Source organism: Proteiniclasticum sp. (assembly GCF_003514505.1).
Taxonomy (GTDB): Bacteria; Bacillota; Clostridia; order Clostridiales; family Clostridiaceae; genus Proteiniclasticum.
In genome coordinates, this window is sequence record NZ_DOPX01000016.1 from 1 (window position 1) to 16,209 (window position 16,209).

17 protein-coding genes and 1 pseudogene are annotated in these 16,209 nt (G+C 38.9%); 4 read left to right on the plus strand and 14 right to left on the minus strand.

What is annotated here, in order from left to right; all coding sequences use genetic code 11:
• Positions 1-188 (minus strand): annotated as a pseudogene (locus tag DEF30_RS04585) (flagellin); the annotation flags it as partial.
• Positions 189-302: 114 nt separating this feature from the next.
• On the minus strand, positions 303-1,319 hold the full coding sequence (locus tag DEF30_RS04590) for a flagellin (RefSeq protein ID WP_294096943.1): 1,017 nt from the start codon (positions 1,317-1,319) through the stop codon (positions 303-305).
• A 527-nt stretch (positions 1,320-1,846) separates the two neighbouring features.
• Between DEF30_RS04590 and DEF30_RS04595 the strand changes: the two genes are divergently transcribed.
• A complete protein-coding gene (locus tag DEF30_RS04595; protein WP_294096945.1) occupies positions 1,847-2,422 on the plus strand; it encodes an HU family DNA-binding protein in 576 nt (191 codons plus the stop codon).
• A 166-nt stretch (positions 2,423-2,588) separates the two neighbouring features.
• Here the strand turns inward: DEF30_RS04595 and DEF30_RS04600 are convergent, their stop codons facing one another.
• From DEF30_RS04600 to DEF30_RS04655, 12 genes are all read right to left on the minus strand, one after another.
• Positions 2,589-2,849: a hypothetical protein gene (locus DEF30_RS04600; RefSeq protein WP_294096947.1), complete on the minus strand. Its 261-nt coding sequence runs from the start codon at positions 2,847-2,849 to the stop codon at positions 2,589-2,591.
• A 47-nt stretch (positions 2,850-2,896) separates the two neighbouring features.
• The gene (locus DEF30_RS04605) at positions 2,897-3,109 is read right to left on the minus strand and encodes a hypothetical protein (RefSeq protein ID WP_294096949.1); all 213 of its coding nucleotides are present in this window, start codon (positions 3,107-3,109) and stop codon (positions 2,897-2,899) included.
• A 57-nt stretch (positions 3,110-3,166) separates the two neighbouring features.
• Positions 3,167-4,273 carry a recombinase family protein gene (locus DEF30_RS04610; protein ID WP_294096951.1) on the minus strand — a complete coding sequence of 369 codons (1,107 nt, stop codon included), beginning with the start codon at positions 4,271-4,273 and terminating at the stop codon, positions 3,167-3,169.
• 31 nt (positions 4,274-4,304) lie between these two features.
• The gene (locus DEF30_RS04615) at positions 4,305-5,036 is read right to left on the minus strand and encodes a hypothetical protein (protein ID WP_294096953.1); all 732 of its coding nucleotides are present in this window, start codon (positions 5,034-5,036) and stop codon (positions 4,305-4,307) included.
• Positions 5,033-5,155 (minus strand): hypothetical protein, encoded by a 123-nt coding sequence (locus tag DEF30_RS04620; RefSeq protein WP_294096955.1) that lies wholly within the window; start codon positions 5,153-5,155, stop codon positions 5,033-5,035. The genes DEF30_RS04615 and DEF30_RS04620 overlap by 4 nt, the downstream gene beginning before the upstream one ends.
• On the minus strand, positions 5,148-6,830 hold the full coding sequence (locus DEF30_RS04625) for a DUF927 domain-containing protein (RefSeq protein WP_294096957.1): 1,683 nt from the start codon (positions 6,828-6,830) through the stop codon (positions 5,148-5,150). The genes DEF30_RS04620 and DEF30_RS04625 overlap by 8 nt, the downstream gene beginning before the upstream one ends.
• Positions 6,814-7,143 carry a hypothetical protein gene (locus DEF30_RS04630; RefSeq protein ID WP_294096959.1) on the minus strand — a complete coding sequence of 110 codons (330 nt, stop codon included), beginning with the start codon at positions 7,141-7,143 and terminating at the stop codon, positions 6,814-6,816. Before DEF30_RS04630 ends, DEF30_RS04625 begins: the two co-directional genes overlap by 17 nt.
• Before the next feature lie 255 nt (positions 7,144-7,398).
• Positions 7,399-8,448, minus strand: coding sequence for a hypothetical protein (locus DEF30_RS04635; protein WP_294096961.1), 1,050 nt, complete (start codon positions 8,446-8,448; stop codon positions 7,399-7,401).
• A gap of 214 nt (positions 8,449-8,662) precedes the next feature.
• The gene (locus DEF30_RS04640; RefSeq protein WP_294096963.1) at positions 8,663-8,953 is read right to left on the minus strand and encodes a DUF960 family protein; all 291 of its coding nucleotides are present in this window, start codon (positions 8,951-8,953) and stop codon (positions 8,663-8,665) included.
• The gene (locus DEF30_RS04645; protein WP_294096965.1) at positions 8,953-9,456 is read right to left on the minus strand and encodes a JAB domain-containing protein; all 504 of its coding nucleotides are present in this window, start codon (positions 9,454-9,456) and stop codon (positions 8,953-8,955) included. Before DEF30_RS04645 ends, DEF30_RS04640 begins: the two co-directional genes overlap by 1 nt.
• Position 9,457: 1 nt before the next feature.
• Entirely contained in the window at positions 9,458-9,859 is a 402-nt protein-coding gene (locus tag DEF30_RS04650; protein WP_294096967.1) for a hypothetical protein, read from the minus strand.
• Between the two features lie 56 nt (positions 9,860-9,915).
• Positions 9,916-10,272, minus strand: coding sequence for a hypothetical protein (locus tag DEF30_RS04655; protein WP_294096968.1), 357 nt, complete (start codon positions 10,270-10,272; stop codon positions 9,916-9,918).
• A 594-nt stretch (positions 10,273-10,866) separates the two neighbouring features.
• On the opposite strand from DEF30_RS04655, the gene hsdR reads away from it, so the two are divergent.
• From hsdR to DEF30_RS04670, 3 genes are read left to right on the plus strand one after another with little or no spacing between them, the layout of a single operon-like run.
• Entirely contained in the window at positions 10,867-13,242 is a 2,376-nt protein-coding gene (gene hsdR / locus DEF30_RS04660) for an EcoAI/FtnUII family type I restriction enzme subunit R (protein WP_294096970.1), read from the plus strand.
• 22 nt (positions 13,243-13,264) lie between these two features.
• A complete protein-coding gene (locus tag DEF30_RS04665; RefSeq protein ID WP_294096972.1) occupies positions 13,265-14,734 on the plus strand; it encodes a class I SAM-dependent DNA methyltransferase in 1,470 nt (489 codons plus the stop codon).
• Positions 14,735-16,198: a restriction endonuclease subunit S gene (locus tag DEF30_RS04670; protein ID WP_294096974.1), complete on the plus strand. Its 1,464-nt coding sequence runs from the start codon at positions 14,735-14,737 to the stop codon at positions 16,196-16,198.
• Positions 16,199-16,209: the final 11 nt, after the last annotated feature.

A 16,209-nucleotide genomic window follows, 5' to 3' on the forward strand; every position in this document is an offset into this window, starting at 1 on the left:
ACGGACTGATTAAGACCCTTGATCTGACCTCTCATTTTTTCGGAGATAGCAAGACCTGCAGCGTCATCTCCAGCTCTGTTGATTCTAAGACCTGAAGAAAGCTTTTCCAGGGACTTAGCCTGAGCACCCTGAGCGGATGTCAGTCTTGAGTAAGTATTCATTGCTGAAATATTATTATTAATTCTCATTTTTTATCCTCCTTGAATTTGACTGCGAACTTCCGTATTCGCTGATGATTATAGGTGTTATGTTTTATATAAAACGGCAGATATTATGAAATAGCTACCGTTTCTATAAACTTATTAGCCGAGTAACTGAAGTACTCCCTGAGGCATCTGGTTAGCCTGAGCCAGCATAGCAGTAGAAGCCTGGTTCAGGATGTTGTTCTTTGTGAACTCCATCATTTCCTTAGCCATATCTACGTCTCTGATTCTGGATTCAGCAGCAGAGAGGTTCTCAGATGTTGCTGTCAGGTTGTTGATGGTATGGTCCAGTCTGTTCTGAACAGCACCAAGCTTGGATCTTTCTGCAGATACGGATGTAATAGCATTATCAATTGTTGTAATTGCAGAATCTGCTGAAGGCTGTGTAGTCACATTGATTCCTAATGCTTTTGTTTCTCCTGCTGTGATTTCGTCTGATTCCAATCTAAGGATTCCACTGGTAGTATCATAGTAACCATTAGCTCTTGCGGTAATTGTTTCACCACCAACAGTGAAAGTTGCATCCTTATCAAAGTAGGTAAATGTATTTGTTCCATCTGCTAGTGTTGCTGTACCACTACCGGTTCCAGCTGCGGTGAATGTCTTTTCAACAGCTAGATTTGTTCCTTTCATATTGCTGATTGAAATTTCCATGGCCTGATTTTCATTAGCACCGATATGGAATTTTTTATCAGTAAAGGTTCCGTTTAGTAGCTTCTGTGTATTGAATTCAGTGTTATCTGCTACTCTAGTAATTTCAGATGAGAGCTGGTCCATTTCTTTCTGAATTTCAACTCTGTCATCGTCAGTATTGGTGTCATTGGAACTCTGTACAGCAAGTTCTCTCATTCTGTTCAGAATGGAGTGTGTTTCATTAAGAGCACCTTCTGCTGTCTGGATCAGAGAAATCCCGTCCTGTGCATTTCTAACGGACTGATTAAGACCCTTGATCTGACCTCTCATTTTTTCGGAGATAGCAAGACCTGCAGCGTCATCTCCAGCTCTGTTGATTCTGAGACCTGAAGAAAGCTTTTCCAGGGACTTAGCCTGAGCACCCTGAGCGGATGTCAGTCTTGAGTAAGTGTTCATTGCTGAAATGTTGTTGTTAATTCTCATTTTTTTCCTCCTTGAATTTGACTGTGAACTTCCGTATTCACATGAATTTATAACAAGCCTATGATCAGCTCGGCCTATTACCGTTATTAGCGTCCTTTTGTTTCTAAACATTTCCCCGGACGATTGGGTTCTGTTTGAGAGATTCGATGGAGAGTCTTTATCCATCGGACTTGTGCATGATAACCTTAACTGTGATATCAGCACCAATTATGCAATTCTTATAGATTTCTGATAAACCAAGTAATTGGTATCTTCTTTGATTTATTGCTCATATATAAATAATCGGAGAAAGTTTAGAATGTTTAACACCCTACGTGACTTTCGATCAAAAATTATTGGTCTTCTTTAACTTCTTGAAGAATAGAGAAGACTTAATAGGATAAGGATGTCTTTGCACATCATAGTTTCACGTACGGGAAACTATAGAAATTGAAGTATACTTTAGATACACAAAACAGATAATTGTATTATAATTGAACTAAAAGAGCTATTTAATCAACTCATTAGCATAAAAGGAAGGTGAAATTTTGAAGAAATATGAAATGTTCTCGGTAATTTCAAAAAATACGGGGTTAAGTCTTAAAGCATGTGAGACTTTATATAACAAACTAATTATTATAATTGAGAGAACACTGGAGTATGAGAGCACTATAGATATCTCTGATTTTGGTGTTTTTAAGACTCGGTATAGAAATGAAGATATGCAAAGTAGATTACAGTTTTTAGAGGTAGATAGTCAACGTAGAGTTCCAATTTTCATTCCTAGTAAAGAATTTGTTGCTCAACTGAATGATTTGGAGGTTAAACCACAAAATGTATCAAAACATGAATTAAGGTGCAAGTCAGATTCAACATATGAGATAAATCTTAAAGCTCAATCAAAACTTGGTGCTTTAGGATATAGTATTAAACTGTCAAGAGATGAACGATGGAGGATACTCATAGAAAAAGCCATTCCCTTGTTTGGCATGAAATCAGTGGAGAGTCATATTTTATGGTTAATTAAACTCAAGAAAAAAGATAGACACAGAGATTATAGAAGCGCCATTTTTGAGTGGGAGTATGATTTGAAAAGATTACGTGAACTTAACTTGAAATATTGATTATTGACAGGAATAGAATACAAGATGTAATGCAAAGCAAGTTAAATAGAATTTTATTTCAACAAAGTCAGATATTAGTTCTTATCCTTTGTATGTCTGGTTTGAGGCTATTAGGGCAAGTGCAAAAATCAATAAAAGAAGGCTTATAAACCTCCTCTTCCCTTTACTAAATAGAAAACCTGATATCCTCTCTCTGCTGAATATGTAAATCAGGAGACGGAGAAAGAGGAGCATCACTAGCGGATACTCCTCTTTCAGTCTTCAGGTAATTGATGAGATGGTCCGTCAGTTTAATGTTGATGCTGTCCACCTCTCTTTTCTCATTGATGGTGATTTCTGAGATGATCATATGGAGAAGCCTCTTCTGCTTTTGCCTCGTCATATCTATGGTCATGATGTCACTGAACTTCTGTAGGGTGTTCTTCACCAGTTCATAGGATACTTCACTGCCTTCTCCTGGTTCAGGATGATCTCCTACTCATTTCTCATGATGCGTAAGGTACTCATTCTCTCATTGAGCTCATCATTTCTTTTTCTAAAGTCCTCTTGGCTGATGATGTCATCTTTATACGCATCAAAAAGCTTGGTCTTTCTTCTTTCCAGCTGCTGAAGATCTTTAGAAATCTGCTCCAAGATCTTCTTGGCAGGATTGATTTTGTCTTTTCTGTTTGTATTGAGCTTTGTCACGATACTCCTCACCATTTTCTCAGAGGAGATCAGTTCTGTGATTCTAGAGAACACGTACTAATTGGCCTTATCTACTCGGATGGTGTTGCTGTGACATACACTGGTGCCTTTATTCTTCCAGTTGCCACAAGCATAGTAGACAAGCCTGCGTTTCGTTCCATCTTTCAGGGTATTCAGGGTTCTGGCGATGACCATACCAGCACCACATTCAGGGCACTTTAAGATTCCGGTGAGAGGATACTGGCCATCATAGATTCTAGCTGGTTTACCCTGGGAAGACTCAAAGAGTGCTTGGACCTGACTCCATGTGGTTTCATCAATGATGGGTTTATGGATACCATCTACAAGGATCGGATTCGCATTGATGTTCTTTCTTCTCTTTTCAGCCCAGTTTTGTCGGACATTATAACGGATTTTCCCTACATAGAGAGGGTTCAGAAGAATATCTCTCACACTGGACACGGAGAAGGAGTTTCCTTTCTTCGTCTTGAGTCCTTCTTTATTCAGCTGATTGGTGATGGATTTATATCCGTTTCCCTGGATGAAGCTTTTGAAGATTCTCCGGACAATCTGCGCTTCCTTCTCATTGATGATGAGCTCTGTCCGCTTTTTCTTGGTGCCTTCCTCTGGGATGGGTATAAGGTCATATCCAAGGACAATACCGCCACACCATTCTCCAGCTTTTGCTTTCGCATTCATACCCATCTTTACGTTCTGAGCAATAGTGCCTCGTTCAAATTCACCAATGAGGGCCATCATCTGAAACTGCATCTTTCCAGCAGGGGTACTGGTCTCAAAGGGTTCAGAGTAGGACTTGAAGGTGACATTGTTTTTCTCCAGATGGTCTACAATCTTCAGAACGTCGCTGAGCTTTCTGCTGATACGGTTGATCTTCCAGGAGAGCACCATATCAAACTTCTTTTCGCTGGCATCATTTAATAGTTCTCTCAGTGCTGGCCTGTGCTTGATGTCCTTACCACTGATCCCACGGTCTGAATAACAATGAACAACTAGCCAATTGAGCTTAAAAGAGTATTCACGAAGCAGGTGTTCCTGCTCATCAATGGAGTAGCCTTCTTCAGCCTGTTCGGTAGTGGATACTCTTGTGTACAGTGCCACTCTTACTATGGGTTGTTTTACACGTTCTGCTATATCGGGCTTCATTTCTTCATTGGGGCAAAGGCATGAGGGCATGCTATGCCCCAAGGAGTTCATGTTTTTTGCCTTCCGCTTGAAGATCTAATAGGACCAATCGAAATGACTTGATGTCAAGCATACCAAGCACCAAAGAAACACGCTTATGGCAATAGGTGATGAGCTCTAATACTTTCTTAGGACTAGGTCTAAATTCTAAATTAGGCACCTTCAAGAGAAGGGAGAGCTTCTCATCATCAGCAGATACATTTAAGATTGGCCAGGGAAGGCATCGGAGAATGTAACCAAGATCTTTCAATCCTGAAGTTTCTTCGTCAGTAATCTCCACAAGAATCCCATAGCTGAAATCTTCTTTCGTGTAAAGGTTATAGAAATCATCGCAGGAGATGCAACCATAGGTAACAGGTCTGATGTCTTCAGGAGTTGGAGTGGAGTAGAAGAGTTTTTCTATAGATGCTTTCGAAGGCCCTGAAACATCGATGATATAGTTGATGGAATCTATCCGAGTATCTCTGGGGAGTATCTTGTCAACGACCTCAAAGAATTTAAGATACAATAGATCCGCTTGAATGTCGATATAGTTCTCAAAAGGAATTACTTCTCCAGGAAGAACAACATAGGAGTTCCTGGAAGGAGATGACTCTCGTAAGCATAAAACCTTACCAGCCTCAGTAGAGATTGGTGAGGTGCTTACCTCCAAAGCATGTAAGGAAGGGATAGGGTCTGAGTTTGTACGGGTATCTGTGACGATAATGTATTCTTGTTTTTTCATGCTTCAATAACCTCGCTTCTATTTATGGTAGTGTTTGTATTTGTCAGGGGATGGGAGAGGTGCTCATCAAGCACCTCACAGATCATAGTAAAAAGCTCATCGATTTTCAGGTTATTCATGTTTTTCATCTCCTTCAGTTGGTGAATCAGTAATCACTTCTTGAATGGGGTAGTTGTAAAGCTTTAAGACGTACACATCTTGTCGAATACCGTTGTGGTTCTTTCTGGATCGTGTATATCTATCAGCATCGCAGTCTAGGTAACCATTGGATTTAAGTTCTCGAAGTACGATGCTGGAGTCTTCATAGTTACCTTTTCTGAGCATTTCATTAAAGGAAGGCTTATAGACAACGACCTCGGTATAGTCTCTTTTTGGGGTCACAGTACCATAATTTAAGTTATGACCGTTGCCGCCTAGACCGAAAGCGGCTGCATTTATGGTGATGTAATCTTTGATATAGTCCATGGCATTGGCATGGTTATTTCTGGTTCCGGTTGACTCCGCTTCAATACTCATGAGTAATTCTGTGATGGCATCCTTGTTCAGAGTAAACCTGGAAAATTTTTCAAAGTACTCAGCTGTAAGTAGTAGTACAGCAAACTTTAAAGTTCTTCTTTCAAAAAGTTCATCGGTAGCTTGAGTTGTCTTTACTAAAGCGCTAAAATTTTCACGTACTTCTTCGAAACGCTTGCAGATATCTTCTTTCTTTAAAGTCATAATGTACTCAGCATACTTCGGGCCTAAAAGGCCGTAGTTTTTCTGAATGGCTCTCTGAATATTCTCGGCGTTCTCAGCATCTCTTGTAAAAGTTACATTCTTGATTTCAAAGACTCTGGCAGCAATACATTTATTCTTTGATGCTAGACCTACTAAAGATCGCTCCCCATTGGATAGAAGAGTGACCAGCCAGGATTTCTTTTCCATGAGTTTAGAATCCTTCGTGAGTCTTTCTTTTTCTACACCATTGACGAGGGTATAGATGAAAGAGGTGAAGTTTTGCATGCTTGACATGGAAATTTCATCGAGGCAATACGGGATCCCGGAAAATCCGCAGATCTTGTTTATGAGGGCTTGATTGGTGCCGTTGTAGGACGAGAAAAGAGAATCTGCTTTTACATCTGTAACAGACCAGAGACTGGCAGCCAATTTCAAAGCAGTGGACTTGCCTGTGGTTGAATCTGAAGCAATATGGATAATAAGACTATCTAAGCTGTACTCATCAGAGAGATAAGCAAGAATGACAGAAGAGAGTCCAGACACAAGGATGAATTCCATCAAAGGATTACCTAGAACTTCCTCTTTAATCATCTTCAGGTAGTCTTTATCAGAACCACGAGGTCTTACATCGTAAGGTCCTGAATAGGTGGACTCTATTCCGATGGCATTGTAGTGTTTAAAAATCAGCTTTCCATTATGGGTAGAGAAGCCTAGAGTATTGTGTGTAGCTCTTATCGCACCTACTAAACACTCTTCCTCTTCTTTAAAGTACTTCACAAGAAGGGTGGCATTCTCTTCTGTCACGTCAAGCCCTTGGTTTTGTAAATCCAGTAGCCTTCTTCTCTGCAAATATGTACTTCTAGGCACCGTAAGAGTCTTTAGTTCACCAAAAGCTTTATAGGTGATGTTTCCGAGGTAATCATTGGAGTCGATGTTATGCTCTATGCTGCTGATTTTGATATAGTCGGACACTGACCTTACAGTGTCCCTACTACATCGTTGCATCACTTTTTCATCTGTGGTGTAAAATTCTCTATGGTATTGTGTTGACTGGCTTTCTCTAAACACTGGTTTCATCTGCAACATACTCCTTAAACTTCGTAATCTTCATGTATTTGTCCTTGGGCTCTAGGTATAAATAAAGAACCAGACCTTCAAAGTCGTGCTCATCTATGATTTCATCATAGGTATAGCTCTCGAAAGTGAGTGCCATTAGCTGGTTGAGGATATGAATGTCGTTGAGGAAAATGTAAAATGTATTCTCCATATCGAACTCGTTACGACATCTTAAAGCCAATGCATCATAGCCAACTAACTTTCCAACTTCGGCTTGAAGGATTTCTACTAGGTTATATCCAGGGACGAACCCTCTGTTAATTCTGAAGGCCATAATTGTCACCTCCTGTCTTAATTTGTTGTGCTATAAGGGCTCTCTTCTTCATGAATGTGATTAAAGTGTGTGTCTTCATTTGAGTAATCTGATATTTTTGCATTTTCTTGTCCTCCTGTGTAATTTATGAGCTCATTGATTGTAGTATAAGTCCATTCAAGAAATTACGATGGGGGACAAATTTAAAAATCGGAAATTTAAAGGAACCTACATCAATGCAGGTTCCTCAAAAACTAGAATTGTATTTGGTTAAGGCTACTCGTTCCGATGCTTAAAGAAGTTGTTTAGAGCTTCCTCTGTTTCTCTTATTTCCTCTTCGGTCAAAGTTATTGGATTGTTAATGCGATGCTCTCTATCCCAATATTCTTGTAGAGCTTCTTGAAAGGTGTCTTCATCTGACATAATCTCACTTGCGATTCTTCCCTGAGTAATATCGGTAAATTCATCACTATGTACATTAATAGAAGAATTATAAAATTCTTCGTGGATGATGTCGTCAACTTCAGCGTTCCTAATTTCTAGAAACGTAGAAATGATATACCGATACTTTTCATTCAACGCCAAAAGTTGTTTTTCGAAGTCTGGTTCAGTAGCCGAGTGTGTAGTGTATAGTTCAATGGCAGCTTCGTAATATTTACGTAGCAAAAACAAACGATCGTGATCTCGGCATAAACCGATATAGGATACTTGCGACTTTTCATTATACGGAGTGCTAAACTCTTCTAGAATGTTCGATACTTCTTCAAAAGAATGTGCTTGTGAAGTTGCCCGGTTCATCTGTTTTAGCCTATAAAGATCTGCTTTTTGAGGTTTAGGGTTAAACCAGTTGATCATATCTTCAGTTATTTCAGGGTATTCACTAAATATGGATCTTAAGTTGTTGTAAAACTCTGTTTCATGAAGAGCAGAACGAAGGATGAATAGTTCATGATGCCATTCTATTTCTTCAATCGATAAAGTGTCACTCATATGATTGGTTAAAAAATCATAACATTTGGCTGTGATGCTCTGGATATCTTCGAAGCTTGGTTCTTTGAACAATCTAAGCTTTTTAAAGAAAGGTTCTGAGAATGCATAGAGGGTAAAAAGAGTCTCAATGTACTTGTCTTTCGTAAAGCTTTTTTCCCAAAGCTCATTCCTATGGGCATATTTTGGGATACCGGTTTTTTCGTGTAAACGACGATACTGCTTTTTCTTACCGTCTTTGAAATCTAAAAAGTGATCAGAGGCATTTTCGATTTTAGTTGGATCGATATCATAAAGTTTCTGAGCTACATCATAGAAACTATATGTGGTTTTTTTCATAGGTTCATCTCCTGCATTTGTCTTATTATTTCACTTAATACTCTAATGTAATAGTGGTTTTTCGGCAATGGAAATCTGAACATAAAAAAATATTCAGGGCTCGTTTTGAGCCCTGTTTGTTATTTAGTTATCTCTATCAATGATGTCTGCAACTACAGAAATGACAGTGCCAATCTTTTTGGCCCAAGACAATAGATTCATTTTTCCACCTCCCCTAATATTCTTCTGCAAGAAGCATAGTACTGTAATCTCCATCATCTATGACGTAAATCTTCAGCTTCTCTTTTTGCAAATTTCCATGTATGGACAGTTCTGAAGAGAAGCCTGGAACTTCTTGTCTATGTAGGATGTGTATCTGTGATTCAGAAATCTGAGTCAGCTCAAAAATCTGTAAGTAGTCTTTCTCTATAGTGAGAAGATCAATCATTTCCCAGAGTGCTCTCTGAAGAGGAATCGTAAGCTGTTCTTGAACACCTCTTGTAAGATATTTTGTTTTGTCAAACATTATAGATCTCCTTTCTCTCGCATACTGTAATAGGAATCGTCTCCAAGGATGAGGTGATCTAATAGATCAATCCCCATAAGCTTTCCGCAATCATGGATTCTTCCTGTAGCACTGAGATCTTCTGAAGAAGGAGTTGGGTCTCCAGATGGATGGTTGTGGTAGAGGATTATTGATGCTGCATTACTTAGTATCGCAGTTTTGAATATTTCTCTTGGATGAATGATTGAAGTGTTGAGAGATCCCATGGAGACTACATGGACATTTAGTGGTTGATTCTTTGTGTCAAGGCAACATACTATAAGCTGTTCCCGATCAATTTCTTCCATGAAAACTTTACCTAGTTCATATGCATCTACAGGGCAGTTCACCCTTCGTTTCCCGTATAGAAAACTGGATTCTCTCACCAACTTGATTTTTACAATTTCTACTCTTTTGGACGGGAAAACGGGATTTTCTGAGAGGTTATGGTGATTTCTTTGATGATTTCGTGTTGTATAGCTCATGTTATGCAATCTCCTTTTGAGCATTTTTTGATTCTATTGATAAAGGTATATTCTGGGTTGGTTTATGCTCTTTTGATTTAGGGCTTTTTGGCAATGAATTCTTCTTAGAGGAACTTAGAAGTTTTGACATTTCATCAATCATTTCAGAGGTAAATACGTTTTTCTCAATAGCGTCTTTCAGTAGTGAGATGAATTCCAGTTCAGTCACGTCCAGAGATCTTGCAATATATTTTTCTGGATGTCCAGTGAAGTCTTTGTAGAGACTGAATCTGATTTCGAATCGCTTCAGTTTCTTCACATAGATTTTCTCAATACAGTAGGTGTAGTTGTTGTCCACGTATCTTCCTTGATTATGGATCTCGCAGTACTTGGTGTCTTTGATGAGTTCAGTTTTGTTTGGCATAGTTTTCTCCTTTCACATAAATAGGACATGAGCCTCATTAGAAGGTTCATGTCCGTTTACTTTTTCAGTATTTCTTTTGGAGTCATGTTATAGGGAAGGATGATGATGATTCCATAGTCGGAGCTGAGTAGAAAGAGTGAAGCAGTATAACGAGGGCCTCTCTCTGGATAGATGAAGTCTACAAATTCAGGACTAGGGTTCTTTGTAAGGTCGATGTTGTGAAGTTCTTCCAGTTCCTGAATATCGTCTGGATTTTCTAGAATGGTTACATAGCCACCAAGGTCAGTGATAGGATCTCGGTCTGTCCCGTATTCTTCATCCAGAATAGTGAGCGCTTCTAGGGCGTAAGTTTGGACTTCTTCCTCCAGGTGAGAAATCTTAGATGTGTCTGATACGTGTAGTAGTTTAATCATGGCTTTCCTCCAGTCATTTTTTCATGAGCAAAGTAGTAGAAGTGTGCTCTGTGTACTTCCTACTCATGCTTAATCAAAGGAATAATATATATTTGAAGAGGTAGTTTGATTCAGGGTGTACTGAAAAATGGACAGTGGAACTGATAGGATAAGATTAGAGAAAACTACTAGTTTCATAAAAAACTAAGATTCCGATGAGTAGGGGAGAATTGGTAATAGAGATGTCATGAATATATTTACCAGAATAAGTAAAGGTGTAGATGAGATGATGCTCAATCAGGTGATAATGTAAGGTTTCTCATCAGATTTGTTAAGTAATATGTTACAATATTCTTAACTATGGCATACATCATGGGATACGGTTCTTATGGTAATTAACTATGAAAAACATGGGGGCTATTGGTAGTAGAGATGAAGCGCAGAGCTGATCTGTAATGACTGGGGTGCAAATGCTTACTGTATCATTTCTGTTTTTAATAAAGAAGATTTGTTGGGCATGGAGAGCCAGAGTAGAATCTACAGGTACCTTCGTGTTTCAAAAAGAGCTTCATAGATCTTAAACTCGATTGAATAAAATGAAAGGGGCGAAAGTTTATGGGGAAAAGTCATTTGTCCGAAGAAGATATTAAATTAAGGTATATCACACCTGCCATTCAGAATGCAGGATGGGATAACAAGCAGATACGAATGGAGTACGCTTTTACCGCTGGGCGTATTATCTTACGTGGTAATATAACAGCTAGGGGTAGAAAGAAAAGTGCAGACTATCTCTTGTCATTCAAGAACAACTTTCCGTTGGCTATTGTAGAAGCAAAAGACAATAAACAACCTCTAGGCGCAGGACTTCAGCAAGCTATTGATTATGCCAGAATACTTGACATTCCATATGTCTATGCATCCAATGGTGACGGATTTGTGGAACAGAACCTCATAACTGGTGAGGTCAATGAGCTGAGTCTTGAAGATTTTCCATCACCAGAAAGCTTGTACCAAAGGTATCGTATCGATAAAGGGATTGATGAGATTGAAGAGAAGGTCATGCTGGAGCCCTATTACTACATACCCAATTACAAAACTCCAAGGTATTATCAGCGAGTCGCCATTAATAAGACTGTAGATGCAGTAGCTAAAGGGAGAGATCGAGCATTACTTGTTTGTGCAACCGGAACCGGAAAAACGTACATGAGCTTTCAGATTATTTATAGACTCTGGAAAGCAGGGATAAAGAAGAAGATCCTATTCTTAGCTGATCGTAATGTGTTGATTGACCAGACCATGACTGGAGACTTTAAACCATTTAGTGGTAAGATGACCAAGGTACAAAACAAGAATCTTGATAGCTCCTATGAAATTTATCTTGCACTGTATCAGCAGTTAGCAGGTGATAATGGTGAAGAAGCATTCCTACAGCTTCAGCCGAACTTCTTTGATTTGATTGTTATCGATGAATGTCATAGGGGAAGTGCGAAAGAAGATTCAGCCTGGAGAAAAATTCTGGATTACTTTTCTTCAGCAACACATGTAGGGTTAACAGCGACACCTATAGAAACAAAAGAAGCTTCCAGTTTTAGTTATTTTGGAGAGCCAATATATGAGTATTCATTGAAGCAGGGGATTGAAGATGGTTTCCTAGCACCTTATAAAGTGATTCGCATAGGTCTTGATAAAGACCTTGAAGGCTATCGACCAGAAGCTGGTAAGGTTGATAAATACGGTTATGAGATTGAGGATCGGGAATATAATGCCAAGGACTATGACAGAAACTTGGTCATTGATGATAGAACAAGAGTGGTAGCGTCGAAGATTACCGAATTCTTAAAAAACACCGATCGATTTAGTAAGACGATTGTTTTCTGTGTGGATATTGAACATGCTGAACGTATGCGTCAAGCACTGATTAATGAAAACAAGGATCTCTATGCCGAGAATGACCGATACATCATGCGTATTACCGGTGACAATGATATAGGAAAGGCGCAACTGGAAAACTTCATTGATGAAGAAAGCGCTTATCCGGTTATTGCTGTGACAAGTGAATTAATGACAACTGGAGTAGACGCAAAAATGTGTAAGTTAATAGTGCTTGAAAATAATTTTGGTGAAAATGGGATGACTAAGTTTAAGCAAATTATAGGTAGAGGTACACGTCTTCTAGAGGATTATGGTAAGACTTACTTCACTATCATGGATTTTAGGAATGCTAGTAGACTTTTTGCGGATCCTGCCTTTGACGGAAAACCAGAAGTTGTCATTGATCTTGATGAGAAGGATCCAGTAGAAGATCCACCAGTTGGTCCTGATGATCCCACAGACAATCCTGATAACCCTGACAATCCTGATGGAGAGATACCTGAAGATGGCGATGGTGGAGGAGACGGCGGAGGTGATGGTGAATGGGATGGCAAGCCAAGAAAATACTATGTGGGTGATGTGCTTGTAAAAGTGCTGTCTGAACGTGTTCAGTACGTAGATAAAGACGGAAAGCTTATTACAGAAAGCCTTATTGATTATACGAAGAAAAACATCCTTGAGCAGTATTCAAGGCTGGATGAGTTCCTCCGTACTTGGACAGAAGCTGAAAAGAAACAAGCCATCATTGATGAGCTGCAGGATGATGGAGTACTTCTGGAAGCTGTAAAGCAAGAGCTCGGGAAAACGGAGCTTGATGATTTTGATCTCATCTGCCATATAGCCTATGATAAAGCCCCGCTAACCAAGAAGGAACGTGCAGAGAATGTTAAGAAAAGACATTATCTCTACAAGTACTCCGATATAGCAAAGCAAGTCATTGAAGCACTACTGGATAAGTATGCCAATGATGGGATTAAAGAAATTGAAGATACAAAGGTGCTTCAGCTTAAAGAGTTTGCAAAGATCGGAAGTCCGATGAAAATTGTGAAAGCCTTTGGTGGAAAAGAAGCTTACCAAAAGGCAGTACAGGAATTAGAAAACGAAATATATTATGCATAATTGAGAAAGCAGGTAAGATAAAATGGTGATTAGTAACTTTGTAAAAAGAATCCAAGATGTGATGAGAAATGACTCAGGTGTCAATGGTGATGCCCAAAGAATTGAGCAGATTGTTTGGATTCTGTTTCTGAAAATATATGATGCAAAAGAAGAAACATGGGAACTGTTAAATGATAACTATACATCCATTATTCCAAAAGGGCTTAAGTGGAGAGATTGGGCAGTGGATAGAAAAGATGGGGAGGCACTCACAGGAGATGCTCTCCTTGATTTTGTCAACAACACCCTATTCCCAACCTTTAAGAATCTGGAGATTGATGAAAACACACCCATGAGTCAAGTCATTGTCCGCTATGCCTTTGAGGATGCCAACAACTATCAGAAGGATGGGGTGCTACTGAGACAAGTGGTCAACATCATTGATGAGATTGACTTTACAGAATACAAGGAACGTCATGAGTTTGGTACTATATATGAGTCCTTCCTGAAAGATCTTCAGAGTGCCGGTAATGCAGGTGAGTTCTATACACCAAGAGCGGTGACAGACTTTATGGTGAAAGTGGTGAAACCTGTCCTTGGTGATAAGATTGCAGATTTTGCCTGTGGTACCGGTGGTTTCTTGACTTCCGCTTTAAAGGAGCTAGAAACTCAAGTAGAAAACTCACTGGAGAATCGAGAAATCTACAATAAGTCTGTGTATGGTATTGAAAAGAAGGCGCTTCCACATATGCTATGTGTTACCAATATGCTGATTCACGATATTGATGATCCTAATATCTTACATGGTAATGCACTAGAGATGGATTACAAAGATATGAGAAAGATGGAACCTTTCGACGTTATACTGATGAATCCTCCTTACGGTGGAAGTGAAAAAGATAGCGTGAAGTCTAACTTCCCAACTGAGTTAAGAAGCTCTGAAACAGCAGATCTGTTTATGAATGTGATCATGTATAGGCTAAAGAAAAATGGTAGATGTGCTGTAATCATTCCCGATGGGTTCTTGTTTGGTACAGATAATGGGAAATTCAATATCAAGAAAAAACTGTTTGATGAGTTTAATCTTCATACAGTGGTGAGAATGCCACATAGCGTCTTTGCACCTTACACATCAATTAGAACAAATATCCTATTCTTTGATAATACAGAGCCTACAAAAGAAACTTGGTTTTATCGCTTGGATATGCCGGAAGGTTACAAGAACTTCTCCAAAACCAGACCAATGAAGCTGGAGCACTTCAATGATGCCTTAAGCTGGTGGGAGGGCAGAGAAGAAATCGAAGTGGATGGATTCCCTAAAGCAAAGCGATACACAGTTGATGAAATTGTAGAAAGAAACTACAACATTGATCTTTGCGGTTTCCCTCATGAGGAAGATGTAATCCTTGAACCAATGGACTTGATTCTAGAATATCAAGAGAAGAGAACATCCCTCAATGCAGAAATTGATCACGTACTAGAACAGATTACTTCTATGCTTGGAGGTAATTAAATGAATGCACAGGACTTAAAGAAAAGCATTCTTCAACTCGCCATACAGGGAAAGCTTGTAGAACAGCGTGAAGAGGAAGGTACTGCGAAGGAACTATTAAAAAAGATAGAAGCTGAAAATAAGCAGCTAATTAAAGAAGGTAAAATTAAAAAGCAGAAAGCATTTCCTGAAATCAAAGAAGTCGAGATTCCTTTTGATATTCCAGAAAGTTGGGAATGGGTTAGGTTAGGCGAAATTGGACAGATAGTTGGAGGGGGAACGCCTAAAACTGGAAATTGTGAGTTTTGGAACGGAGGAAATATTCCTTGGTTGACTCCTGCTGATATGAAATTTGTATTAGGTAAGTATGTTGAAAATGGAGAACGCTTTATCACTGAAAAAGGGTTAAAAGGGTCCTCTGCACAATTAATGCCAAAAGGAACAATTATATACTCGAGTCGTGCGCCTATAGGATATATTGCAATCTCAAATAATGCTCTTGCTACAAACCAAGGATTTAAGTCTTTCGTGCCATATGAACCCAGAATTAATGAGTATATATACTACTGCTTAATTGCAAGAACTAACGAGATTATCAGTAGAGCTTCCGGTACTACCTTCAAGGAAATATCTGGCAACGAGTTTAGTCTAACAGTCGTTCCCCTACCTCCACTAGAAGAACAAAAGCGTATCGTAGCAAAGATTGAAGAGCTGATGCCTTATGTAGATAAATACGATGTAGCCTATTCTGAAGTGGAGGAGCTGAATAAAAAGTTCCCTGAAAATATGCAAAAGTCTATTTTGCAATATGCTATGCAAGGCAAGCTAGTGGAGCAGCGAGAAGAAGATGGAACTGCAGAAGACCTTTATAAGCAGATTCAAGAAGAGAACAAAAAGTTGATTAAGGAAGGCAAGATTAAAACTACCAAAGCGCTTCCTGAGATAACAGAGGATGAGATTCCATTTGATATTCCAGAGAATTGGAAATGGATTAGGTTAGGAGATTTATGCGATTATGGGAAGTGCAACTCAATATCAGCTAAGAACATTCCTAAAGATGCATGGATTCTTGATTTAGAAGATATCGAGAAAGACTCGGGAAGAATCATAAATAAGAAAACTATGAAAGACTTGAAGTCTACAAGTAGTAAACACATCTTTAAAAAAGGTGATGTTTTATACAGTAAGCTACGTCCGTATTTAAATAAGGTCGTTGTTGCTGATGAAGATGGATATTCTACCTCGGAAATTTTACCACTAGACTTTGGAAGGCATATTTTTAATAAGTATGCTCAGATAGTACTTATGAGTCCTTATTTTATCAACTATACAGTTAAGTGTTCTTATGGAGTAAAGATGCCAAGGCTAGGAACAGAAGATGGTAAACTAGCTCTTTTCCCATTAGCACCATTAGAAGAACAAAAACGGATTGTTGATAAGATAGAAGAGATGTTACCTTTTACAAAGAAGTTGGTAAATAGGTGAATATACATCTC